This is a genomic window from Neobacillus sp. Soil_C_43, assembly GCF_057656715.1.
This window is the reverse complement of record NZ_JBDGJV010000013.1, coordinates 137,714-161,068: the sequence shown is the minus strand read 5'-3', so window position 1 is coordinate 161,068 and position 23,355 is coordinate 137,714. Positions and strand designations below refer to the sequence as shown.

Below are 23,355 nucleotides of genomic sequence, written 5' to 3'. Positions count from 1 at the left end.
TTATTGGCATCGACAATTGCTTGGGTGGTTACGCCGAATTTTTGAGCAATCTTCCAAAGCGTATCACCGGAAACAACTACATAAGTGGTTATCGTAGGCTGTTCAGGCTGTGCCACGCTCGGAATAATCAGCTTTTGGCCAACATAAAGGTACGCAGATGGATTCAGTTTATTGGCATCGACAATTGCTTGGGTGGTTACGCCGAATTTTTGAGCAATCTTCCAAAGCGTATCACCGGAAACAACTGCATAAGTGGTTACTGCTGGAAATTCGGGCTGCGCTACTCCTGGAATAATCAGCTTTTGGCCAATAAAAAGGTATGCAGTTGGATCCAGCTTATTGGCATCGACAATTGCTTGTGGAGTTACGCCGAATTTTTGAGCAATTTTCCAAAGCGTATCACCAGATACAACATAATAAGTGGTTGCCGCTTGCTGTTCAGGTGGAGATGCAGGTGCAGATGCAGGGACTTTTAATTTTTGTCCTACGTATAGATAACTGTTTGGATCAAGGTTGTTCAAGGTAACAATTTCAGAGCTGGTCGTGTTGAACTTGGATGCAATCTTCCATAAGGTATCGCCACTAACGACTATATAATCAATCGTTTGCTTTGCCGAAGACGGTTCAGTGACAAGTTCAACATCACTCACGCTGATTGTTCCTGTGACCCCTTCTTTAACAAGAACAGTGTATTTTCCATTCTCTATCGCTTCCGACATAAGCGGGAAAGTGTCTCCTTTTATAGCAGTATATCCTTGCCCTGCAGGATCAACGCTCATTTTTGCGGTCTCGCTGATGACGCGTACTCTTTTTTCAGGCTGCATCGGTTTGATTTCGTACATGTTTTGCACTTTCACAGCGCTTGGAAACGTAATATAGCCGTTATTTGGGCCTTCTACCACATTGAGCTTGATAAAGTAACTTCCGTTTGGTACTTTTCCGCCCATGATGTCTGTGCCATCCCATTCAAACGTATGAGTACCAGCTTCAAATGTTTGTTCACTTACTGGTAAAGCGGCGTGGGCTCCTGCAGCATTTGCGATATAAATAGATAATTTCGCAGGTACTGCAAGTGTAAATTGTCCAGTGACCTTGTCGTTTATTCCATCTCCATCAGGAGTAAAAGATGGCGATTGGAAGGAAGCATCTGTAACAATTTCTTTTAATCTTGATACCGGAATATAATAATCCGCATCTTTGATTGTAATCGTGCCAGATCGCCAGATTAACGGAATTGTGGAAGGATAGTTATAGGCTGTTTCGATTGTTTTAAAAACAATCTCATAACTACCGTCCATTACAATCCTTCCTGTTTTATCTGTGCCATTCCAGCTTACCGTACGGCTTCCAGGAGATAGGGTTTCCTTGCTGCCAGTATATATTTCATCTCCATTTATATTACGGATTGTCAGCTGAACTTCAGCAGGACGGTTTAAGTTAAACGGAATTTGGACCGATTTTGTTTGTGTTTGTCCGTACTTAGGTGAAAACACTGCTGGATTGGGAGAAACGCCATCAATCAATGGCTTGGGACTTGATTCCGAGACAACTGTGAGGTTCCCAAGCGGATATCCTTGCATTTGATTGAATTCCTGGTCCGTCAAATATCCCTTGATTTGGTATATTCCTGCGGGAAGAGGTGCTTTTTTCGTATCATCCCATGGCACCCAATCCACTTTGTGTAAGGTTTTATAGGCCGTAGTTGATAAATTAATTTTTGTTTGTACGTTATTCCCAACAATAAGAAGATACCCGCGTGTTGGCACGTTGGTTTGCAACTCAATTGTTGTGTAGCCAGGAACACTACTACCTTGGTATGCAACGGTAGAAGCAGAAAGTTTAAATGAAGTAACCTCAATCATTCTAGACGCAGGCCGGTACCCGCCATATCCCATTCTGTAATCTCCATAATCCATTCTAGAGGAAACGCCGTATCCCATTCCACCTCCGAAACCCATACCGGGATAACCTCCGTATCCCATTCCGAATAATCTTTGCAAGTTTCACTCCTCCTCGAAATGTTTCGTAATTAGTGTATGTGTCCATTTTGAGGAAGGGATAGATACTTGCCTATGTAGATAAATGGGACTTTTACAAACGTTTCTTTATTAGAAATAAAAAACATATACATAAAAGCTCACTTACTTTTAGTAATAAAGAATAACCGTTAAACAAAACTCGTCACTTTTCCCTATGTGCTATACTATTCAAACGATTAATTGACAATGCTAGAAACTGCATAATCAAAGCCCTTCTACTAAATGACGGATAAGAACTTTGTCGTAAGCCTAACAAGATATCACCCTATTATTCTCCAAATAAGAACCTTTTCTGGTAAATCACCTTTTTTTGTCGTTCTGCCCCCTCATTTGAAACAAATCAGGGGTGTAGTTTAGTAGTTGGCGAGTAAAATGGGGGTTATTGACGAGTAAGGAATGAAATTTGACGAGTAAAATAGAAAATGGACGAGTAAATCAAGTATTTGACGAGTAAATCATCTAAAGTGAGGAGTAAGTGAAAAAAACAGAAAAGGTATAAAATTCCGGTGCCTGTCACTGCCAGAATTTTGTGTAAGACAGTAGGGTTACTAAATCCCCTAGAAAACGCAACCGATTTACTGGCTTCTAATTATGTCTTTTCTATATTAATAGTAACCATAACAACTTATCTCTCTATTCTACCTATAAAATTTTTAGTTAGAAAGCTAATAAAAGTCTAGCCCAATAGGTTAAATTGATTTGCTGAAAATTTTTAATAAAATACATAGAAATTCTATGTATAAAATGATACGATTACATAAAATGGAATCTACTAGTCAAGGAGGGTACGTTTAATGAAAAAAGATACAAAGATTCTTTTAATTACACTAATTGTAGTACTGGTCCTTGTATTAGCATTAATTATGGGGGTTATTAAGATATTGTTTACAGTATTTGGAGCTGCGTGTGGAAATCAGGTTCAAAAAGAAGTACCTTCTCCGAATGGGGATAAAGTGGCATATGTTTTCCTTAGAGATTGTGGTGCAACAACCCGATTTTCACCTCAATTATCCATTTTGAATAAAGATGATGATTTTGAAAATGAGGGGGGAAATGCATTTAAGTCAGATAAAAGTTTTACGATTGAATGGATTGATGAAAAGAATCTAAAGGTAATTTACCCTAAATCCTCTAAACCCTTTGAAAAGGATAAAAGGGTTAATGGGGTTAATATTGAGTATTATGACGAATAAGAGGAGTTTTTTTGAGCCAGTGGAATCACCCTCTGGGATATAAAAAAGAGTGACCAACTTAGCCACTCTCCATAAATGATTCAATTAATCTACTTAATCCAAGCACCATCTGCACCTAATTTATATTTACCAATCCAAGTACTGTATGCCATTTTTCCATTACTATAGAGATAGTACCATTTTGTACCTACTTGGATCCAACCTTGTGCCATTGCCCCAGATGATTTTAGGTAATACCAGCTCCCACCATATTTAAGCCATCCTGTTTTCATTGAGCCGTTGCTATTTAAATAATACCACGCTCTGTCATAAATCCAGCCCGTTTGCATAACACCAGAAGAATTTAGATAGTACCACTTACCACCATCAAATACCCAACCAGTTTTCTTCACGCCTGTTTGTTTGTCAAGGAAATACCATCTGCCAGCATCATAATACCAACCTTTATCTTTTACTCCCTTAGTATAATGATAGGTTTTACCATTTTCGACAATCCACCCATTTAGAATAGAACTAACAACAGTAACACTTGTTACAGCACTTGTATTCCCAGCTTGATCAGTTGCAGTAACATTTAAAACTGTGCCAACTGAATATGTAGAAGGTAGGTATGCTTCAAAATCACCACTTGCGTTTGTTATTCCAGTTCCAACAGCCATACCATTCAAGGAAACTTCAACTGTGGAATATGGTTCTGCTTTACCTTTTAAGAGTGTATCATTATCGTCAAAACGATTAACTTGTGGGGCAGGTGGTGGTGTAACGTCTTGTGTAGGTGTTTGATCAATATAATCCCACGCTAAACCATAGACATCGTTCGTAACATAATCCCCAATGTTAAGAGCACGAATAAAGTAAACACCTCTTGATAGACTATACCCTGCTGTCATTTGATGGTCATCAAATTGTGTTGCAACAGGATCAATAATATTATCAAACTCGTCCGTGAGAACAAAGCCAATATCGGATAGTGAAGTAGGAGACATTAACCCAGAGATGGCAATTGTGCGACTTTGAGGAATCTCAATGGCAAAAGTGTCAATGTCATATTGATGATAAAATGTACCTAGGATTACATCCCCTTGTGGTAGATAATCTGCTTCGGTAACATAGTCATTCGGTTCAACTTCATAAATACTATTGCCTGTTAGATCTTGAGTTGAATAACCATTAGATAATTTTTGTGATTTTGATACGCCTGATTGTTGTGATTTTAATAAATCCCTAGATTGTTGTGATTTTAACAATCTTTCAAGTTTTGAATGTTCAAACCCATTTACTTTTTCTACTTGAACGTGTGCTTTTTCTTTAAAAATTTCACCCTTAAAAGAGTCATAAGACGATGCAGCTTTTGCATTAAGACCACCCAACAATAATATTCCTGACGATAGCGCTAAAATACTACTAATCTTTTTTAAATTCATGCTACTTCCCCCTCGATTGACATTACCTAGAGAATTATAGCATTTTTTTCCAAATATACAGGTAATTTCCATCGTCATTTTCTTTTATATCTTGACACTTTTTACGATTTCATGGAATGCCAAGGGGACGGTTCTGGTGGTTCTAATTGGTGATAATGGAATAATTCTCGACAATCTTTTTATTATTTTCCATGCAAGAACTCATAAGTAGCAGGTATTCATTCTTCTTTTAACCAAACGTTTGATTGATATCGGATTATGTGGAAGAAATGAGAAAGGCGTCGATTTGAGAGAAATAACTACTATGTTGCCGAATAGGAAGGCAACTCGCGGAAAGATGGCCGACAATCTTTTTATGTCAAATGTGAAGAAATCATCTTTACAATTGAGTCTATGCTCGTTTTAACTAAACGATTAATTAGTATAGCCTATAGGGAAAATAGTCAAAATATGATGGAAAACGGTTCATGTGGTGGAACAAGACCATGAGAACCGTCCCTCTGGTACCCAAATTCAGACTGAAGGAAGGATTCACAATGTCGAACAACATTTCAAACAATAATCAGGGAAAAATACATTTCATGTTAAAGTCTACTCCGCCAAGAGTAACTTTTCATCAGGACATGACCGAAGAAGAAAGGAATATCATGCTACAACACATCTCCTACTGGACGGACAAGCAGAATCAGGGGATAGCTTTGGTTTTCGGCCCCGTTCTAAATCCTTCAACCCCACACGGACTGGCCATTATTGAAGTCGAGAATGAGGAACAAGTCCCAAAACTCATCGCGGAAGATCCCGCCGTTATTGCAGGAATAATGACAACGGAATTTTATCCTATGAAAGCAGTTATAAAGAAATAATATAATCCCATTATTATGGGGTAAGCCTCCGTTTTGCTGTACTGACGGGGACAAGAATGAATACGGGATCGCTTGCGGGCGGTCCTGTTTTTTGTTGAAGTAATCGATGCGGAAGTCTTTTTTTCTTATTCGACTTCCCCAGCAAACGAATTAACAATAGAACCATTCAGAATAAGCAGGAACGTTTATTTCTTATTTAAGTAGGAGCAGTTAATTAAACCACAGAGATAATTATCGGTATGTCGTACTCGAACAAAACGGTGTAGTGACGGAAAGCATAATACAGCTATCATTTTGGTGCTCTCATCTGTCACAAAATGGTTTTTTTAATCGTCATGTGATTAGGAAGATGAAAAGGAGACGATTAAAATGAAAAATGAGAAAACAATCGTGGTCATAGGTGGCGGGTATGCTGGGATCAACCATATCGAAGCACTTAAGAAAGAGTTTCATAGGGAGCTAAAAAGAAGCATTCGGATTATCCTGGTTGATAAAAATACTTTCCATTTTAAAAAGGTTAAATTATTTAAGGGGATTGTTAATGAAAATTTGTCGAATTTAAATGTTCCTCTAAAGCATTATTGCGGCTCTGATATTGAGTTTATTCAGGGGGAGTTAACAGCAGTTTATCCTAAAGAGCAAACCGTTCACATTATCAGGGAGGATGGAACATTGATTCAACTGGATTTTGACCGTTTGGTGCTTGCCATGGGCAGTGTACTGCGTGAAGTGAATTCAGAATGTGGAGGATTAACGCTCAATGATTTAAGGAATGCCCAATGTATTCGGAAGCATATATTGGGGATGATGGAATCACCAGATAGTAAACTTCGATTGGCAATAGTAGGAAGTGGGGTTACAGGAATTGAAACCGCTGCAGAAGTGGGATCATGGTTGAAAAATGAAACTAAAAAAGAAGGGATGAAGCAGAAGAGCATTGAACTATTTCTTATTAATAATAAACAGAGATTAATAGATGAAGCTCCAGTGAAAATCAGTGAACGGCTTGAGAACAGGCTAACGAGACAGGGTATACAGGTAATGCACAATAAAAAGGCAGAAAAATTCTCAAATGGTAAAGTCATTTTCTCTGACAAATCCGAACTTGAAGCGGATGCGTGTGTTTGGACAGTAGGTTTAAAGCCTCATCCTAGCCTTTTCGATTTAGGTCTCTCTCTTACAGAACAAGGAAAAATAAAAGTGGATTCATGGTATCGTTTAGTAGAAAGTGAGAATATTTATGCCATTGGAGACTGTGTTCATGTGGTTGACCCTATAAGTGGAAAAGCTGCAGCAATGAGCTGCAAAGAAGCTATTTCCCAGGCTCAAAGACTTTCTAAAATTATGAAGGCACATCTTCAGGGATTTCAAGCAACCTGCCATCAAACCTACCCTGATTTTCTTTGTATAGGACTCGGTCCGAACGATGGTTTTGTATGGACGCAAAAATGGGGAGTTGATTTCGTACTTTCAGGTAAATTGGCAGAAAAAATAAGAGAGTATACCTGGGATATTGCCAGTATTACTCACTAAAGGAAGGAGGTAAAGGTATGGAGCTTCAGGAACTATATTCTCAGTTTCAGCCACTTTTATTTTCGATCGCTTACCGGATGCTCGGCACTGTTTCTGATGCAGAAGATATTGTTCATGATGTGTACTTGCAGGCAGGAGAAAAAACGATGGAGCACGTGGAAAATGAGAAGGCTTACCTTTGTAAAATGGTTACAAACAAATGTATTGATCATTTAAAATCTGCCGCGCATAAACGTGAGGTATATACTGGTCCCTGGCTCCCAGAACCATTGATCTTAAACGATAACAATCCTATTACTGAAGTGATGAACGGAGAAGCGATATCATTTGCCATTCTGATGCTGCTGGAAAAACTGAAACCTGTAGAGAGAGCTGTTTTCATCCTTAGGGAAGTGCTAGATTATGATTATTCGGCAATTTCGCAAATTTTGAATCGCAGCGAATCTAATTGCAGAAAAGTATTTAGCCGGGTAAAGAATAAATTTCCGATGATAAAAGAAGAGGTGGAAGCCCCGAATAATCCGAAAATAGATAAAATGATACAGACATTCGTGTTAGCACTACATCAGGGAAACATTCAGAAGATTGAAGAATTATTGCTTCAGGATGTTACGTTATATTCCGATGGTGGCGGAAAAGTATATGCTGCCTTAAAGCCAGTATATTCCAAAGATCTAGTTGTCCGTTTTATCAGAAACTTACTGTCACATAACGATAAGAAACAAACCGTTGTAAATATCGTTAATGTAAATGGTGCAACTGGGCTCTTGGTAAAGGGATTTGACAATGTCAAAATGGTTATTTGTTTCCATGTTAAAAACGATCAAATTGCTGAAATCTATATTGTGAGGAATCCAGAAAAACTACAACATGTATATCTATAAGCCCACTAAATTTGCAGCAATTATGTTATAAAACCCGACCTTTTTCTGTAAATAACTTTTTATGAAGGGTGATAATATGGGGAAATACATTGTTGAAAAGGTGTCAGTTCCTAAAACTTCTATAGCAAACGAATCCTTATCATATATTCATTATTCAGATGCATATAAAGTTTTACTTTCTGGTGAATCAACTTATGATGTAAAATTTATAGCCAAAAAGTTTTTAACTACTGTTCCTTCTTGGGTTTCTTACTTAATGAAAGTGCGTGATCGAATAGTCAGTTTTATTGGGTTAAAGACATCTAGTCGGTCTGAAGTGGAAAATATAAAACTAGAACAGGGAAGTAGAATAGGAATATTCCGTGTATTGAATTGTAGTTCACATGAGATATTACTAGGTGAAGATGATCGCCATTTGAATTTTCGTGTGTCCATTTTAGTAGAAGAAGTGAATGGATTAAATTACTTAACTGTTTCGACTGTAATATATTTTCATAATTGGATAGGGAAATTGTACTTTTTTATTGTTAAAAAAGTTCACAAAGTAATAGTACCTGCAATGTTGAAGAATATGTAAGCACAATTCCAGTACAAAGGAATTGTGCTTATAACCTAATAGAAACTTCTGTTCCGTCTTTAAGGCTTGTTTCAAGCAGCAGTAGACCTCTTTGCTTTGAAAGTTCCCTTAGCAAAGGCTTCAAATCATTCCTGTTTATATCAGGAATTTGAAACTTTTTCTTTGCTTTTTTCTCAATTGCACGATTTACAAGCACCAGGATCCGTTTTGAAGTGAGGATCCCAATGGATAGATGTAAAAAAGCATACGGGACTGGAATAATAAATCGTCTGTCTCTTATTTTAATTTTTATCTTCATCATATTACTCAATAATAACTAGTACTTTGTCACCTTTTGCTGAGGTAACATCTACAATTTGTCCGTCCAATTCATTTTCAATCGCCTCAATTAAAAGTTCCACGTCGATATCCTTTACATACTTTTCGGATTCGGGAATCATTTTAGCAATATTTGCTCCTACTTTTAAAACAGCTTTTATGAGTTTTATTGGCAGATTAACATTAACATTGTCACCATTTTCAGAAGTAACACGGATTTTTAGCATTTTGTTTAAGTAGGAGGTGGAGGTCCGTTTATTTAGAACGACCTGATTATCCTTTCCTTGCAGTACTTCAATTAATTCAGCAGCCTTCTCTTTGTTCAACTTTCCTTCTTCAACCATTGTTAATACTCTTGAAATTTCGTCACTCATTAAGATTCCTCCCCATTTAATAGCCCAATCGCTTCTTCGGCTGTTATTTCGCCCTTCTCCAGCATTAAAATTACTTTTTTCCGATCCATTTTTTCGACCTTCTTCGTGGTGGAATATCCAAGAGAAGAGATAATGTCATCTAATTTCCCACGCACGGTGGGATAGGATACTCCAAGTTCTTTTTCAACTTCTTTAATATTTCCACGGCACTTTAGAAAAGTTTCAATAAAATTAAGCTGTTCCTTGCTAAGAGATGCAAAATTAGAGAGTTCAAATTCATTTTCAATTGTGGTATGACAATGAGTACACTGTAGCTTTGTAATCTTTAATTGCTTACTACAAACAGGGCACTCTGAAATAAGAGGATATGCCATAATTCCCTCCTTCATTATTTATATTTAAATCATACATCAATTTATTTAAAAAATAAATACATTAATTAAAAAATATAAACTTTTAATAAATAAAAATAAATATATTTAATTTTAGTATTAAATAATTTGATTGAAAGGTAGTGAAAGTGGGTGCCAGTGGGGACGGTTCCGGTGGCTCTTTGATGCTATGGGACGGTTCTTGAGGTCTTTGTTAAAGCCGGGAGAACCGTCCCTGTGGTTGTGAGATCATTTTATGCTACTAGATATAAACATGGAGGCATCTTGATTCATGAATATACGATTACCATGATAGAATGTTTTCATTTCAATTGATGTAAATCCAACTTCAGATAAGCTTTTTTTCAGTTCCTCATGCGAAAAACCGTTATGAACTTTCGGATGATGTATTTTATCGTTTTTGTCAAAATCGACAATAATTAGCTTGCCACCATCATTTAAAATGTAGAACAGTTCTCGTAAAATTTTATTTGTATCCGGAATGTGAAGGAGGACTAGTGACATTAACACGATGTCTGCCTTCAGTTCAGGCGTTCCTTGAGTAAAATCTGAATAAAGCACGTTTGCGTTGGTCATTCTCTTGTGAGAAATTTTCGCTTTCGCAACCTCCAACATTTGTTCAGATGAATCCACCAACAAAATGGAATCTACTAAATCTGATAATTCCAAACTAACTAGACCAGTTCCACTCCCATAGTCAATTAAAGATTTTGATTTGCTATTTTTTAATTCAGGTCTTACTTCCTTAACTATCACTTTAGCTAATTCCATTCTTTCTTCGGTATCATATCTTTTTGCCATCTGTTCAAACACGTTATTTTCCATATTCCACTCCCCAATTTATTAAATAGCAATATTGTGGTCATTATAGCAAAAATTATAAACCAAGGGTAAACCAAGGGGACGGTTCTTGTGGTACTGAAGGGTGATATTGTGGTTTGAGCTAATAACTTTAGGCTGCAAGAGTTTAAGAAGAATCGTAGCCCTTCGGTCCTTTTATTCTTGTTTAAGTAACAAGACACGTTGGTTGAAGAAGGAATTTGTTTTTATTTCTTGAATTTGTAATTTAATCGAAAAATGATAGAAAATAGAGAAGGGAGTTAAATATCCTGAAGGTAAACTGGTTGAGCTATGGGAGAAAAATAACGGGTTATTAAGTTACTAAGGAGATGATTTTTAATGGAAAAAGTTACACCATTCTTAATGTTCCAAGATGGTAAAGCAGAAGAAGCAATGAATTATTACATATCAATTATTGATGATGCAGAAATTACAAGTATTGTTCGCTATGGAGCGAATGAAGCTGGAGACGAAGGAACTGTCATGCAGGCTACTTTTTCCTTAAAAGGTCAAGAATTTATGTGCATTGACAGTAATTTGAAGCATCAGTTTTCATTTACTCCTTCATTCTCTATTTTTGTTACTTGTGATACGGAGGAAGAAATCAATAAACTTTACCAGAAACTTATCGAGGGTGGACAAGCACTTATGCCAATTGGTAATTATGGTTTTAGTCAGAGATTTGGTTGGCTAAATGATCGGTTTGGAGTCTCGTGGCAACTCAATCTTCCATCGTGAAAGTCTTAAATGTCTTCATTAAATAAATACTACAATTAAAGGTATTACTTCAACAGGGGTAATACCTTGGCGCCAAGGGGACGGTTCTGGTGGTACTGATGGGTGAAATGGGCTATTAATCGACAATCTTTTTATTATTTTCCATGCTAGAACCCATAAGTAGCAGGTATTCATCCTTCTTTTAACCAAACGTTTGATTGATATCGGATTATGGGGATGAAATGAGAAAGAAGTCGAGTTGAGAGAAATAACGACTATGTTGCCGAATAGGAAGGAAATTCGCGGTAGGATGGCCGACAATCTTTTTAAGTCATTTGTGAAGAAATTATCTTTACCATTGAGTTTATGCTCGTTTTAACCAAACGATTATTTAGTATAGCCTATAGGGAAAACAGTAAAAATATGGTGAAAAAACGGTTGAGATGGAAAAAAACCATGAGAACCGTCCCTGTGGTACCTTGGAGGAATTGTGATGAAATATTTTGTAGTGGATGCTTTTGCAGAGAAGGTTTTTGAAGGAAATCCAGCAGGAGTATGTATTATGAATGATTGGATTTCAGATGATCTCATGCAGAAAATAGCGATTGAAAATAACCTATCGGAAACAGCATTTGCAGTAAAAGAAGCAGGTCATTATCGACTTAGATGGTTTACACCTGGAGGAGAGATTAATCTTTGTGGGCACGCCACGTTAGCAACGGCATTTATCATCCTAAATTATTATGATAATCAGTTGGAAACCGTTAAGTTCAATACAATTAGTGGAGAGTTAATTGTAAATAAACAAGATGATTTGTATGAACTGGATTTTCCTTCTGTTCCTTTAGAAAAAATTACAGTTACTGATAAAATGATTAGTGCTTTGGGGATCGAGCCAAATGAGACATACTTAAACAGAGATCTCGTTTTTATACTAGAGTCCGAGGAGGATGTGAGAAACGTAAATCCTGACTTTGTCCAATTAGAAAGATTACCAGAAGGATTGGGTGTTTGTGTTACAGCCAAAGGCAGTGAATTCGATTTTGTTTCTAGAGCGTTTTTCCCTAAGTTAAAAGTAAACGAAGATCCAGTAACAGGTTCCTTACATTGTAGCCTAATTCCTTTTTGGGCAAAAAGATTAGAAAAACAGGAATTAGTTGCAAGGCAACTATCTAGCAGAGGCGGTACTCTTTATTGTAAACATGAAGATACACGAGTAAAGATGGCGGGAAGAGCGGTTTTATATTCAGTAGCTGAATTGAATATTAGGATTAATTGACAGCGGGGTGAAAGACCGAAGGGGCGGTTCCAGTAGTTTTTCTTTTACAAATTGTATTACTCCATCAAAAATAGCGTTCATCCCTGCTGGATCAACGTCCCCTTTAGTTCAGAAAAGCGAAACTTACATTATTTTTTATCCCAGACCACTATAATAAATGTGGCAATGGGACCTAATAGTAACGATAATAAGAACCAATTTAATCCACTTCTGTTCTTGCCTTGAGCTAACCCCGCATTGATTAGTGCTAAGGTCCCCCAGCTAACATAATACTGATCATTCATATGTAAACCTACCTCCTGTCAATATTCTTCCTAGCTATCATAATGGTGTTCTGTAAACGATATGCCAATGTAGGTGTTTGGAGTCCTGATAGTTTCCTAGATTTTAATCACTTTACAGGCCGTTTTCTTTAGTAACCATGGCAGCTACCTTCTTAATAAACTATTCTATTTCTGTATTCTATAAACCTGCTTATAATTCATAGTGAATCTTTAGGGACGGATTGGTTGGGTATTTTCCTAGTAGATTCAGCCAGGTCTCGACAGTTTTTTTGTTGTTCTTTTAGCAAATAACCAATGATAGCAGGATTTTAACTACTACTAACCAAACGTTTGATTACTATCGAAAAAGGGTGAAGAAAAGGGAAAGAAGTCGATTTTATAGAAAGTAATACTATTTTGTTAAATAGAAAGAAAAATGGCCGACAAATTTTTTATCCCATTTGTGATGAAAATAGCCATATATATGGGTTTACGCTCATTTTAACTAAACGATTAATTAGTATAGCCTGTAGGGAAAATGATATAGAAATGACGAAAGATGGGGTGGAATAGACGGGTGCTGGTCTTGGTTAAGACCACACAACCGTCCCTTTCGTTCACCTTTCACTATACATTTTAGAAAATATTGGATATAATGAATTTAAATAAACTAGCTAGTCGGTTTATTTTAAAAGAAAGGTGGGGATTTGTATGGGAGAAGAGAGGTATATCACGCTTAGAAATGAAAAGATATACGCCAAGGTAATGGGAAAAGGGGAACCCTTGATTTTTTTACATGGTGGACCAGGTGGGGAACATCGCTTTTTTTTACCTCATTTACAGGATTTATCCCAACACTTTACACTGATTTTTTATGATCAAAGAGGATGTGGGCAATCAGAAAAAGCAATCAATGAGGAGTATACGATGGATGGAGAGGTTGAAACGTTAGAGGCCCTTCGTCAATTTTTCAACATAGATAAACTGAATCTTATTGGTGAATCTTGGGGGTCGATGTTAGCCCTTTTATATGCTGCCAAATACCCTAATCATGTGAATAAACTATTTATGACGGCCGCGGTTGGTGCGACAAAGGGTGGATATTTTCGTTTTGAAAAAGAACTGCTGAATCGATTAACAAAGGATGAAAGGATAAGGCTGGAGGAGTTATCACCTAAAGTGGATCAGGGAGAGGTGGACGTGGTTGAGATTTTTAAAATAATCGATCCGTATTATGTGTACTCGCCTGAAAGCTTAACGAAGAAGACGAAAACCCAATCGAATGCGAGGGTAAATGAGCTGATAGGTAAAGACATTGCCGATAACTATGATGTGTCAAAGGTTGCGAACAAGCTTAGTAACATCCCAATTATGGTTGCACAAGGTGACCATGACATCATTACTCCAGGAATCCTAGAACAAGAGTTAGTTAACTATATCCCTCATATAGAAGTAAGGGGAATTAAAAATTGCGGTCATTGGTCAGTGATCGAACAACCTAAGCAGCTTCAAGCGATGATTAAGGATTTTTTTCAAAATTGATAGCTTGATAGGTGAAGGAGGACATCAAAATGGGCTTGGAAGATACTATTTTGGAGGAACTATTTCATCAATATAGCCCTATTATTTACCGCTATATTTTATTTGTGACGAAATGTAAAGAGGAAGCTGAGGACTTAACACAAGAGGTGTTTATTAATGCTTTCCGCGGCTTATCCAATTATAGAGGAGAAGCGTCTTATAAGACTTGGATATATACCATTGCTCGTAACGTGATTATTGATCATTATCGAAAAAAAAGGAAAATCAATTGTTTGATAGATTTACCATTACCTGACCAGAATCAGTTGGTTCCTGAAGAAGTGTTAGATCGTAAGGAAAAAGCACAAATTTTGCACAGAGCGATAATGGAGTTAAAGTTACCCTATCGAGAGATCATTATCTTACGAAAGATTAAAGGATACTCCATCGTTGAGACTGCCAATATACTAGGATGTGCTGAGGGCAAGGTCAAAGTCACTCTTCATCGCGCCTTACATAGACTTAAACATAAGCTGAACCGGGATAAGTGGAATTTTGATGACCTTTTTTGGGGACAGTCCCCCGGCGCTTTACAGCAGCGGGGGACTGTCCCCTTTTTGCCACGATAACATCCCTTGTGGCACAATGAAGTGGAGATGATTAGTAAGGAAGGGAGTGCAAAGCGATGGATTTTGAAACGGTTATGCAGGAACTGGAAGCTCTCGGTAAGGAACGAAGTAAAAAGATGTACATAAGCAATGGGGCACACGAGCCAGTTTTTGGTGTGGCTACAGGCGCAATGAAGCCGATGGCAAAGAAAATCAAGAAAAATCAGCCGTTGGCCGAGCAGCTTTACGCGACCGGGAACTACGATGCCATGTATTTTGCCGGCGTCATTGCGGACCCCAAGGCAATGACTGAGGCGGATTTTGATCGTTGGATCGATGGTGCGTACTTTTATATGCTGTCTGATTATGTAGTTGCTGTCACTTTAGCAGAAAGCGATTTGGCACAAGCTGTTGCCGATAAATGGATCGCAAGCGGGGAAGAGCTTCGAATGTCGGCAGGCTGGAGCTGTTACTGCTGGCTTTTGGGTAATCGTAAGGACGAGGAGTTTAGTACAAGTAAGCTTGCGAATATGCTCGATCAAGTGGAAAACACGATTCATGATGCTCCTGAACGAACGAAATCCGCTATGAATAATTTTATCTACACCGTCGGGATTTCCTATGTGCCGCTCCATGAGAAGGCGGTTGAAACCGCAAAGGCAGTAGGCCTTGTTGAAATTAAGCGGAACAATAAGAAAAGCAGCATCCTGAATGCTTCCGAAATTATTCAAAAGGGAATCGATCAAGGGAGACTTGGTTTTAAACGCAAGTATGTAAGATGTTAGTAGAAAAAGTTTGGGGACAGTCCCCCGCCGCTTTACAGCGACAGGGGACTGATCCTTTATAAATGGTTACCCCTCTGAGCCGAGGCTTGGCGAGTAATATGGGGAAAGTGACGAGTAATTGGTTAATTAGACGAGTATAATCCAATTTAGACGAGTAAATGGAGCAAACTGACGAGTAAGAAGAGATTCCTCCTTTTTCTATGTATGTCTATTAGGTTTTGTAACCCAAATAACTCTCACTGTTCTCCATTTGATGTATTTCAATAGGGTTTTCATCAAAAATGATACCCAAAAAAGAAAATGGTGCTCAAGCATCGATGAATCGACTCACTGAGCACCATTTTTATACTTATAAAATAAAGAAGGTAATAACCGACAGAAAGATCGATGTGATCAGCATGGCTATTAGTGGTCTTAGGGCTTTTGTTCGGAGGTCACGAAGGCTTACGTTTAGGCCCAGTCCGACCATGGCTGATGTGAGGATAAAGGTGGTTGCTGTTGAGATGCCGTCTAGAACGGCTGCTGGTACAGGGACCCACGTGCCTACAGCATAACTGCCAAACAAGCTCATGAGTATGAACCCCACCAAAAACCACGGAAAATCAACTTTTGTTTCTCCTGCAGCATCTGCACTTTTTCGTTTCATCCAATACATCAAAATAAAACATAATGGAACAAGTAGCAGAACGCGACCTAGCTTGGCCAGCAGTGCCATGGCCAATCCATCGGGACCCGCAGGAGCACCAGCTAAAGCTACATGGGCGATTTCATGCAGGCTGCTTCCGCTCCAGATCCCGTAATCAATTGCTGACAAGGGAAGAAGCGGGCGGATAATCGTATAGACGATGGAAAAAATGGTGCCCACTAGAGCGATGATTCCGACCCCAATCGCCGTATCCTCTTCTTTTGCTTTGATGATGGGTGCTACCGCTGCAATCGCTGCTGCCCCACATACACCGGTTCCAACCCCTAGAAGGAGCGACAAGGATGAATCCGCTTTCAGTTTTTTACCTAGCCAAACCGTAGCGAGAATCGCAAAAACGATGACGCAGGCATCACGGACCACCAATCCCAAACCTTGGTTCAGAATCACATCGACATTTAATTTTAATCCATATAAGATAATCGCAAACCGTAAGAAATATCTCGCTGAAAATTGGATTCCTGCTCTTATTTTTTCAGGATATCCAAAAAATTGCCTGTAAATGATGGCCAGTATAATCGCACAGGCCATCGGTCCGACTCGGTTAAAGCCCGGTATGGCCGAAAGCGCAAATCCAGCAGCCGCAATGACAATGGTAAAAGCGATTCCGCCTATCCACAAACCGGCTTTGGATTTTGGCTCTGGCTTTTTTTGCTGCTGTTGCTGACCAGCTATTTCGTGTGAAGATAAGGCTCTTGCTGATTGACTACTCATTCAATCACCCCACAACTTATTTTGTACTTTCATCCTACTCCCGTTTTGTAGATAAGGAAAATAATGATATATAATAGTTATCATAAGTAAATTGATATACATTAATTGGGGGTTACCATGGATCACTATTTAGAGGTGTTTGTAAAGGTCGTGGAAAAAGGGAACTTTTCAAAGGCTGCAGAAGATCTTCACATGACCCAGCCGGCGGTCAGCCAATACATTAAAGTTCTGGAGGAATCGGTTGGAGCCAGGCTCTTGGAACGGAGTAATAAATTTGTCCGTCTGAATAAGGCTGGCGAAATTGTCTTTCATCATGCAAAAGAGATTCTAGCCCTCTACTCCAATATGCAGTATTTAATCGATGACCTCACTAACAAAGCGAGCGGACCCATCGCGATTGGTGCGAGCTATACCTTTGGCGAATACATTTTGCCGCACATTATCGCCAGGCTGCAGGCAAAGTACCCGCTTATTACACCGACGATCCAGATTCACAATACTAAAGAAATCATCGATCTTGTTCAAACTCATCAATTAGATATCGGTATCGTGGAAGGGCATATTAATGAAAAAGTACCCAATGTAGAAATCGTTTCTGAAGATAGAATGGTCATTGTCGCTTCATCGCAACATCCTTTGCTAAAAGAGGGTCATAGGAGGAAAATAGCGGAGCTGGGGGAAGAGACATGGATTTTACGAGAAAAGGGTTCAGGCACAAGGGAAGCCGCCGAACACCTCTTTGAAAGTTTGAATTTTACTCCTAAGAAAGTGATGGAATTTGGAAGTACACAGGTCATCAAGGAATCGGTTGAGGCCGGTCTAGGGATCAGCTTACTTTCCCAATGGGCCATTAAAAAAGAACTGATGTATGGCTATTTGGATATTGTTGACGTGGAAGGATTGCCGTTTAAACGGAATTTCTCCATCCTAACGCATTCGCCTTATCAAACGAAGGCTTTGCAGCAATTTATTGAGACATTGCGGGAGTACTTGGGGGATTGAAGGTTTGGGGACAGTCCCCCGCCGCTTTACTGCGGTGAAGGTAGCTTTATGCTCCGCCTCTAAAATAAAAGCTCTATTCGTAAAACTTCGGACAGAGATGGTTCAAATGAGAGTAAGATAGTCAGAAGCGGAGACAACTTCGGACCGAGTTGAGTCAAACCAGAGAAAGACTGTCAGAACCTGAGACAACTTCGGACAGAGTTGAGTCAAACTAGAGCAAGACTGTCAGAACCTGAGGTAACTTCGGACAGAGTTGAGTCAAACCAGAGCAAGACTGTCAGAACCTGAGACAACTTCGGACAGAGTTGAGTCAAACCAGAGAAAGACTGTCAGAACCTGAGACAACTTCGGACAGAGTTGAGTCAAACCAGAGCAAGACTGTCAGAACCAGAGGTAACTTCTGACAGAGTTGAGTCAAACTAGAGAAAGACTGTCAGAACCTGAGACAACTTCGGACAGAGTTGAGTCAAACTAGAGCAAGACTGTCAGAACCTGAGACAACTTCGGACAGAGTTGAGTCAAACTAGAGCAAGACTGTCAGAACCTGAGACAACTTCGGACAGAGTTGAGTCAAACTAGAGAAAGACTGTCAGAACCTGAGCTAACTTCGGACAGAGTTGAGTCATACCAGAGCAAGACTGTCAGAACCTGAGACAACTTCGGACAGAGTTGAGTCAAACTAGAGCAAGACTGTCAGAACCAGAGGTAACTTCTGACAGAGTTGAGTCAAACTAGAGAAAGACTGTCAGAACCTGAGACAACTTCGGACAGAGTTGAGTCAAACCAGAGCAAGACTGTAAGAACCTGAGTCAACTTCAGACAGAGTTGAGTCAAACCAGAGCAAGACTGTCAGAACCTGAGGCAACTTCGGACAGAGTTGAGTCAAACTAGAGCAAGACTGTAAGAACCTGAGGCAACTTCGGACAGAGTTGAGTCAAACTAGAGCAAGACTGTCAGAACCAGAGGTAACTTCGGACAGAGCTGAGTCAAACTAGAGAAAGACTGTCAGAACCAGAGGTAACTTCTGACAGAGTTGAGTCAAACTAGAGAAAGACTGTCAGAACCTGAGACAACTTCGGACAGAGTTGGTCCAAACCGGAGTATTCCTGTCCGAAGATGAGAGCCTTCGCAAGAAAATATATCAAGACTCTTTTGCGAAAACAGCCAAAATAAAAGAAATGAACCCACCCCCTGCCCCGATCATCTATTGACCAAACTAGCCGCGGGTGATTTAATATAATCATAGTGGTTGGGTCACTGAGCCATAAACAAGAGAGGGGAATCAATTTATGAAAGCCTTGATAACAGAACTAATTTGGAATGAAGGGATTGAGGAACTAGTTCGCCAGGGGTTTGAAGTGCACTATGATGAGAGTCTATGGAACAATCGCGCACAGCTACTCCAGATATTCAAAGAGTACGACGCAATTATTGTTCGGAATCAAACAAAAGTGGATCAAGAACTATTACATGCCGGAACCCGCTTGAAGGTAGTCGGCCGCCTGGGAGTGGGAATGGATAACATTGATATCCCAGCTGCGAAAGCAAGAGGGATTCAAGTGGTATATGGGCGCCATGCCAATGCTACTTCTGTTGCCGAGTATGTGCTGTCGGCCATGTTAAGTGCGAACCGGCCGCTTTATCAAGCAGATGCCGATATCAGGTCAGGCAATTGGAACCGCAAGAGGTTTACGGGCGGTGAAATCGCCAACAAAACACTTGGATTAATTGGATTAGGTGAAATCTCGCATCGTGTAGCGAAGCGGGCACTTGCTTTTGGCATGAAGGTCATTGGTTATGATCCATTTGTCACCGAGTACGACCACATTGTTTCCGAAACCGGAATCCTGCTTAAAGACTCCTTAGATGACGTATTAACCATGTCCGATTTCATCTCCTTACATGTTCCGTTAACACCTCAGACGCACTATTTAATCTCCGAATTCGAATTGAGAAAGATGAAACCAACAGCGTATATCATCAATACCTCTAGAGGAGGCATCATTAATGAACCGGCACTGGCGACTGCATTACATAGCCAAACAATTGCCGGGGCCTTTTTAGATGTCCTTGAAGTAGAACCAATCTCACCATCTAATCAACTTTTATCCTGCGAAACTGCGACAATCACACCACATATTGCAGGACTCACCGATGAATCTCAGATCAGAACCTCATTATTAGTTGCAAAGGAAGTAATAAAAGTAGTCAATGGGGAACGCTCCTTATGCACTGTCTAAACAAAATATTTAGAAAATTAAAATATTATTGTTGACTATCCAGTTATTAGGTGTTTAAATAAGGTTATAGGAATTGGTTGGGTCACTCAACCACAACCACAACTACAGCTACAAGCACAACCAAAAAGGAGGCTTTCAAATGAGTATCAACAGTCAAGCAAATACTCTCACGGAACAACAGCCAGAGACGGCTGGAAATGTAAGCACTCACAAATTTTTAATCCATCATCGTGGCGATCATGTTGGAGTGGCTACTACTCCAATTCAAAAAGGAGAAAAGGTAATCGGGATTTATATGGATGATAATTCCGATGTAGTGGTACTGGCTAAAGGGGACATTCCATTAGGCCACAAAATCTCCTTAGTTAATTTAGAAGCAGGAGAACCAGTTTTAAAGTATGGAGTGCAAGTTGGGTTAACAACAGAAAAGTGGGAAATTGGCGATTACGTTCATACCCACAATATTAAAACGGCGAGGTGGTAGAAGATGGGTCAACAGCTTTTTGGATATCGCAGAGAAAATGGTAAGGTTGGCATTCGGAATCACGTGATTATTTTACCGGTAGATGATATTTCTAACGCAGCTTGTGAAGCTGTTGCAAGACAAGTTCAAGGTACGTTAGCCCTTCCGCATGCGTACGGCCGACTACAGTATGGTCCAGACTTGGATTTGCATTTCAGAACGATGATCGGAACGGGTTCCAACCCGAACGTTGCAGCCGTTATCGTCATCGGAATTGAACAAAACTGGGCGAAGAAAATCGCTGATGGTATTGCCGAAACTGGTAAACCAGTATCCTATTTTTCTATCGAAGGAAATGGTGATTTTGAAACCATCCGCGCAGCTTCCTGGAAGGCGAAGGAATATGTCCAATGGGCGACTGAACTTCAAAGAGAACCAATTGAATTAAAAGATTTAACGATCAGCATTAAATGTGGTGAATCCGATACAACAACTGGCATGGGCTCTTGTCCAACTGTTTCTCAGGCAGTGGATCGTTTGGTTGATGCTGGTGCGACAGTGTTCTTTGGGGAAACCTCTGAACTAACCGGCGGTGAGCATTTAATCCGCGAGCGGATGGCTACACTGGAACTGCAAGAAAGATTCATGGCCATCTATGATGATTATGTAGGTGAAATTGGATCTAAAGGTGTAGATTTACTAGGCTCACAGCCAACTCAAGGTAATATCGCCGGCGGCTTATCAACTATTGAAGAGAAAGCCTTGGGGAATATCGCAAAAACAGGTACGAAGGAAGTTGTAGGTGTACTAGACCCTGCGGACAAACCAGAAAATGGACCTGGTCTTTACTTCATGGATACTTCTTCTGCAGCAGCAGAATGTATCACTTTGATGGCTGCAGGCGGAGCTGTTCTTCACCTATTCCCAACTGGCCAAGGTAATATTATTGGTAACCCAATTGAACCGGTTGTGAAGATTACCGCTAACCCTATCACAGCTGCTACAATGAGTGAACACGTTGACGTGGACGTGCAAGGCTTGCTTTCCCGTAACATCTCTTTGGAACAAGCAGGGGATCAATTAATGGAAATGATTTGCCGTACAGTCAATGGCCGTCTTACTTGTGCAGAGGCATTAGGCCATCGTGAATTTGTCATGACAAAACTATATCGCAGTGCTTAAAACTCTTCTCCCTACACATAGTTATGCGTAGGGAGTTCCTTTTTTACGTTAAAAGAAAGTATAAAATTTGACTTCGAGAATTGTCCAGCTCCAGCGCCTAGCCCCTCGGGTCAAATAACCTTCAACAATAAAGTCAAAGAGCGACTTTTCTTGCAGAAGAACATTGGCCTGTCGGGGCTGATCAAGGCGCTTCCGCTTTTCTTATAAGAAATTAAGTTGAGGAGTTTACGAATGGGAACCTACAGTGAAGTTAATCTTAAGCGTTTTTGTGAAGACCTGCTAGTAAGCGTGGGAATGAATCAAGAGAATGCCTCTGTGGCGGCAGACTCATTAGTGAAAGCGAACCTGGAAGGTGTGGACAGTCACGGCATCAGCCGGCTTCCCATCTACGTCAAACGGTTCAAGGATCAACGGATTAATGTGAATCCCGAAATTAAACTAACGGAACAGACCCCATCGGTTTTACTGGTAGATGGAGATAATGGCCTTGGCCATGTGGTTAGTTACCAGGCGATCCAAAAAGGAAGAGAAATGGCGAAACAAAGCGGAATCACTGCCATTGCGATAAAAAATAGCAATCATTTTGGTACCGCTTCTTATTTTTGTCAGCTGGCCTGTGAGCAAAACCTTGCCTGTATCGGCTTCACCAACTCGCCGCCAGGCATCGCACCGTGGGGAGGGAAGAATGCCTTTTTTGGAACCAATCCCATTGCCTTTGGGTTTCCAACAGGGAATGACCAGCCCGTGATTATCGACCTATCGACGAGCATTGTCGCCAGGGGAAAAATTATACTAGCTGCCAAGCAGGGAAATTCCATTCCTGATGGTTGGGCGATGGATGAAGACGGTCTCCCTACCAATGATGCGGAAGCGGCATTAAGGGGTTCCGTCTTGCCATTAGGCGGAGCGAAGGGATCCGCTTTAGCTTTAGCGGTAGAGATCTTAACAGGGATTCTGACCGGGGCTGCTTTTGGCCCTTATGTGAAAAATATATATAATGAAGCGGAAACGAAACACGCCAATGTCGGGCATTTCTTCTTCTTGTTGGATATCGAAAAGTTTATGCACTTATCTACCTTTTTTGAGTCACTCGAACATCTGTTAACAGAGATGAAGGAAGTTCCGAAAGCGCCTGGAACGAATGAAATCAGATACCCAGGGGAAAGAAGAAAGAGGGACAGAGAGTTGCGCCAGTTAGCAGGGATTGACTTACCGGCCAGTGTGGAAGAGGAGCTTATTAAGCTTGCGGAACAGTATTATGTCCCGTTTCCAGAGCCTCTATCATTGGAAAAAATATAGAATAAAAAGGATAGATGAACCGGTAGAATCCGATTAACATCTATCCTTTTTTTACAAAAAGTGACTTCGTTTACTACAACAACCACGATTTCTGTTAGTGTACTAACGCTTCCCATTATAATGTTTAAAAGAACCCCATTAA

Annotated in this window: 23 protein-coding genes and 1 pseudogene; 15 read left to right on the top strand and 9 right to left on the bottom strand. The window is 39.8% G+C overall.

Annotated elements, in window-relative coordinates:
• Positions 1 to 2,000 (bottom strand): LysM peptidoglycan-binding domain-containing protein (locus AC3A54_RS17475; protein WP_487655444.1); only part of this gene is annotated, 2,000 nt, incomplete at its 3' end.
• 833 nt (positions 2,001 to 2,833) lie between these two features.
• On the opposite strand from AC3A54_RS17475, the gene AC3A54_RS17470 reads away from it, so the two are divergent.
• The gene (locus tag AC3A54_RS17470) at positions 2,834 to 3,232 is read left to right on the top strand and encodes a DUF5412 family protein (protein WP_487655443.1); all 399 of its coding nucleotides are present in this window, start codon (positions 2,834 to 2,836) and stop codon (positions 3,230 to 3,232) included.
• 89 nt (positions 3,233 to 3,321) lie between these two features.
• Here the strand turns inward: AC3A54_RS17470 and AC3A54_RS17465 are convergent, their stop codons facing one another.
• On the bottom strand, positions 3,322 to 4,656 hold the full coding sequence (locus AC3A54_RS17465; RefSeq protein WP_487655442.1) for an Ig-like domain-containing protein: 1,335 nt from the start codon (positions 4,654 to 4,656) through the stop codon (positions 3,322 to 3,324).
• 536 nt (positions 4,657 to 5,192) lie between these two features.
• On the opposite strand from AC3A54_RS17465, the gene AC3A54_RS17460 reads away from it, so the two are divergent.
• The 4 genes from AC3A54_RS17460 to AC3A54_RS17445 all read left to right on the top strand — a co-directional run bounded on the left by AC3A54_RS17460 (position 5,193) and on the right by AC3A54_RS17445 (position 8,513).
• On the top strand, positions 5,193 to 5,519 hold the full coding sequence (locus AC3A54_RS17460) for a YciI family protein (protein ID WP_487655441.1): 327 nt from the start codon (positions 5,193 to 5,195) through the stop codon (positions 5,517 to 5,519).
• A 369-nt stretch (positions 5,520 to 5,888) separates the two neighbouring features.
• Positions 5,889 to 7,052 (top strand): NAD(P)/FAD-dependent oxidoreductase, encoded by a 1,164-nt coding sequence (locus AC3A54_RS17455; protein ID WP_487655440.1) that lies wholly within the window; start codon positions 5,889 to 5,891, stop codon positions 7,050 to 7,052.
• Between the two features lie 17 nt (positions 7,053 to 7,069).
• Positions 7,070 to 7,936, top strand: coding sequence for an RNA polymerase sigma-70 factor (locus AC3A54_RS17450; protein ID WP_487655439.1), 867 nt, complete (start codon positions 7,070 to 7,072; stop codon positions 7,934 to 7,936).
• Positions 7,937 to 8,012: 76 nt separating this feature from the next.
• Positions 8,013 to 8,513 carry a DUF2867 domain-containing protein gene (locus AC3A54_RS17445; protein ID WP_487655438.1) on the top strand — a complete coding sequence of 167 codons (501 nt, stop codon included), beginning with the start codon at positions 8,013 to 8,015 and terminating at the stop codon, positions 8,511 to 8,513.
• Between the two features lie 28 nt (positions 8,514 to 8,541).
• Here the strand turns inward: AC3A54_RS17445 and AC3A54_RS17440 are convergent, their stop codons facing one another.
• From AC3A54_RS17440 to AC3A54_RS17425, 4 genes are all read right to left on the bottom strand, one after another.
• On the bottom strand, positions 8,542 to 8,811 hold the full coding sequence (locus AC3A54_RS17440) for a hypothetical protein (RefSeq protein WP_487655437.1): 270 nt from the start codon (positions 8,809 to 8,811) through the stop codon (positions 8,542 to 8,544).
• A gap of 4 nt (positions 8,812 to 8,815) precedes the next feature.
• Positions 8,816 to 9,205 carry an SHOCT-like domain-containing protein gene (locus tag AC3A54_RS17435; protein ID WP_487655436.1) on the bottom strand — a complete coding sequence of 130 codons (390 nt, stop codon included), beginning with the start codon at positions 9,203 to 9,205 and terminating at the stop codon, positions 8,816 to 8,818.
• A complete protein-coding gene (locus AC3A54_RS17430) occupies positions 9,205 to 9,579 on the bottom strand; it encodes a DUF2089 family protein (protein WP_487655435.1) in 375 nt (124 codons plus the stop codon). Before AC3A54_RS17430 ends, AC3A54_RS17435 begins: the two co-directional genes overlap by 1 nt.
• Positions 9,580 to 9,825: 246 nt before the next feature.
• Entirely contained in the window at positions 9,826 to 10,422 is a 597-nt protein-coding gene (locus AC3A54_RS17425) for a class I SAM-dependent DNA methyltransferase (RefSeq protein ID WP_487655434.1), read from the bottom strand.
• A 354-nt stretch (positions 10,423 to 10,776) separates the two neighbouring features.
• Here AC3A54_RS17425 and AC3A54_RS17420 point away from each other — a divergent pair, with 354 nt between their 5' ends.
• Positions 10,777 to 11,175: a VOC family protein gene (locus tag AC3A54_RS17420; protein WP_335545719.1), complete on the top strand. Its 399-nt coding sequence runs from the start codon at positions 10,777 to 10,779 to the stop codon at positions 11,173 to 11,175.
• Between the two features lie 472 nt (positions 11,176 to 11,647).
• Positions 11,648 to 12,433 (top strand): PhzF family phenazine biosynthesis protein, encoded by a 786-nt coding sequence (locus AC3A54_RS17415; protein ID WP_487655433.1) that lies wholly within the window; start codon positions 11,648 to 11,650, stop codon positions 12,431 to 12,433.
• A 128-nt stretch (positions 12,434 to 12,561) separates the two neighbouring features.
• Here AC3A54_RS17415 and AC3A54_RS17410 read toward each other — a convergent pair whose 3' ends face one another.
• Both AC3A54_RS17410 and AC3A54_RS17405 read right to left on the bottom strand, forming a co-directional pair.
• A complete protein-coding gene (locus AC3A54_RS17410) occupies positions 12,562 to 12,717 on the bottom strand; it encodes a hypothetical protein (protein ID WP_335545723.1) in 156 nt (51 codons plus the stop codon).
• A gap of 37 nt (positions 12,718 to 12,754) precedes the next feature.
• Positions 12,755 to 12,874 (bottom strand): annotated as a pseudogene (locus AC3A54_RS17405) (HIT family hydrolase); the annotation flags it as partial.
• A 533-nt stretch (positions 12,875 to 13,407) separates the two neighbouring features.
• On the opposite strand from AC3A54_RS17405, the gene AC3A54_RS17400 reads away from it, so the two are divergent.
• Genes AC3A54_RS17400 through AC3A54_RS17390 form a run of 3 tightly spaced genes read left to right on the top strand, consistent with a single transcriptional unit; the run spans position 13,408 to position 15,610 of the window.
• Complete coding sequence (locus AC3A54_RS17400; protein ID WP_487655432.1) at positions 13,408 to 14,238, top strand: alpha/beta fold hydrolase; 831 nt, start codon at positions 13,408 to 13,410, stop codon at positions 14,236 to 14,238.
• 29 nt (positions 14,239 to 14,267) lie between these two features.
• Entirely contained in the window at positions 14,268 to 14,846 is a 579-nt protein-coding gene (locus AC3A54_RS17395) for an RNA polymerase sigma factor (protein WP_487655431.1), read from the top strand.
• A 56-nt stretch (positions 14,847 to 14,902) separates the two neighbouring features.
• Complete coding sequence (locus AC3A54_RS17390) at positions 14,903 to 15,610, top strand: DNA alkylation repair protein (RefSeq protein WP_487655430.1); 708 nt, start codon at positions 14,903 to 14,905, stop codon at positions 15,608 to 15,610.
• Positions 15,611 to 15,959: 349 nt separating this feature from the next.
• On the opposite strand, the gene AC3A54_RS17385 is transcribed toward AC3A54_RS17390, so the two are convergent.
• The gene (locus AC3A54_RS17385) at positions 15,960 to 17,027 is read right to left on the bottom strand and encodes a YeiH family protein (protein WP_487655429.1); all 1,068 of its coding nucleotides are present in this window, start codon (positions 17,025 to 17,027) and stop codon (positions 15,960 to 15,962) included.
• A gap of 117 nt (positions 17,028 to 17,144) precedes the next feature.
• Here AC3A54_RS17385 and AC3A54_RS17380 point away from each other — a divergent pair, with 117 nt between their 5' ends.
• From AC3A54_RS17380 to AC3A54_RS17360, 5 genes are all read left to right on the top strand, one after another.
• Positions 17,145 to 18,029, top strand: a complete 885-nt coding sequence (locus AC3A54_RS17380; RefSeq protein ID WP_335545733.1) for a LysR family transcriptional regulator — start codon at positions 17,145 to 17,147, stop codon at positions 18,027 to 18,029.
• A 1,289-nt stretch (positions 18,030 to 19,318) separates the two neighbouring features.
• A complete protein-coding gene (locus AC3A54_RS17375) occupies positions 19,319 to 20,269 on the top strand; it encodes a hydroxyacid dehydrogenase (protein ID WP_487655428.1) in 951 nt (316 codons plus the stop codon).
• A gap of 139 nt (positions 20,270 to 20,408) precedes the next feature.
• Positions 20,409 to 20,753, top strand: a complete 345-nt coding sequence (locus AC3A54_RS17370) for a UxaA family hydrolase (protein ID WP_335545737.1) — start codon at positions 20,409 to 20,411, stop codon at positions 20,751 to 20,753.
• 3 nt (positions 20,754 to 20,756) lie between these two features.
• Complete coding sequence (locus tag AC3A54_RS17365; RefSeq protein ID WP_487655427.1) at positions 20,757 to 21,914, top strand: UxaA family hydrolase; 1,158 nt, start codon at positions 20,757 to 20,759, stop codon at positions 21,912 to 21,914.
• A 231-nt stretch (positions 21,915 to 22,145) separates the two neighbouring features.
• Entirely contained in the window at positions 22,146 to 23,213 is a 1,068-nt protein-coding gene (locus AC3A54_RS17360) for an Ldh family oxidoreductase (RefSeq protein ID WP_487655426.1), read from the top strand.
• Positions 23,214 to 23,355: the final 142 nt, after the last annotated feature.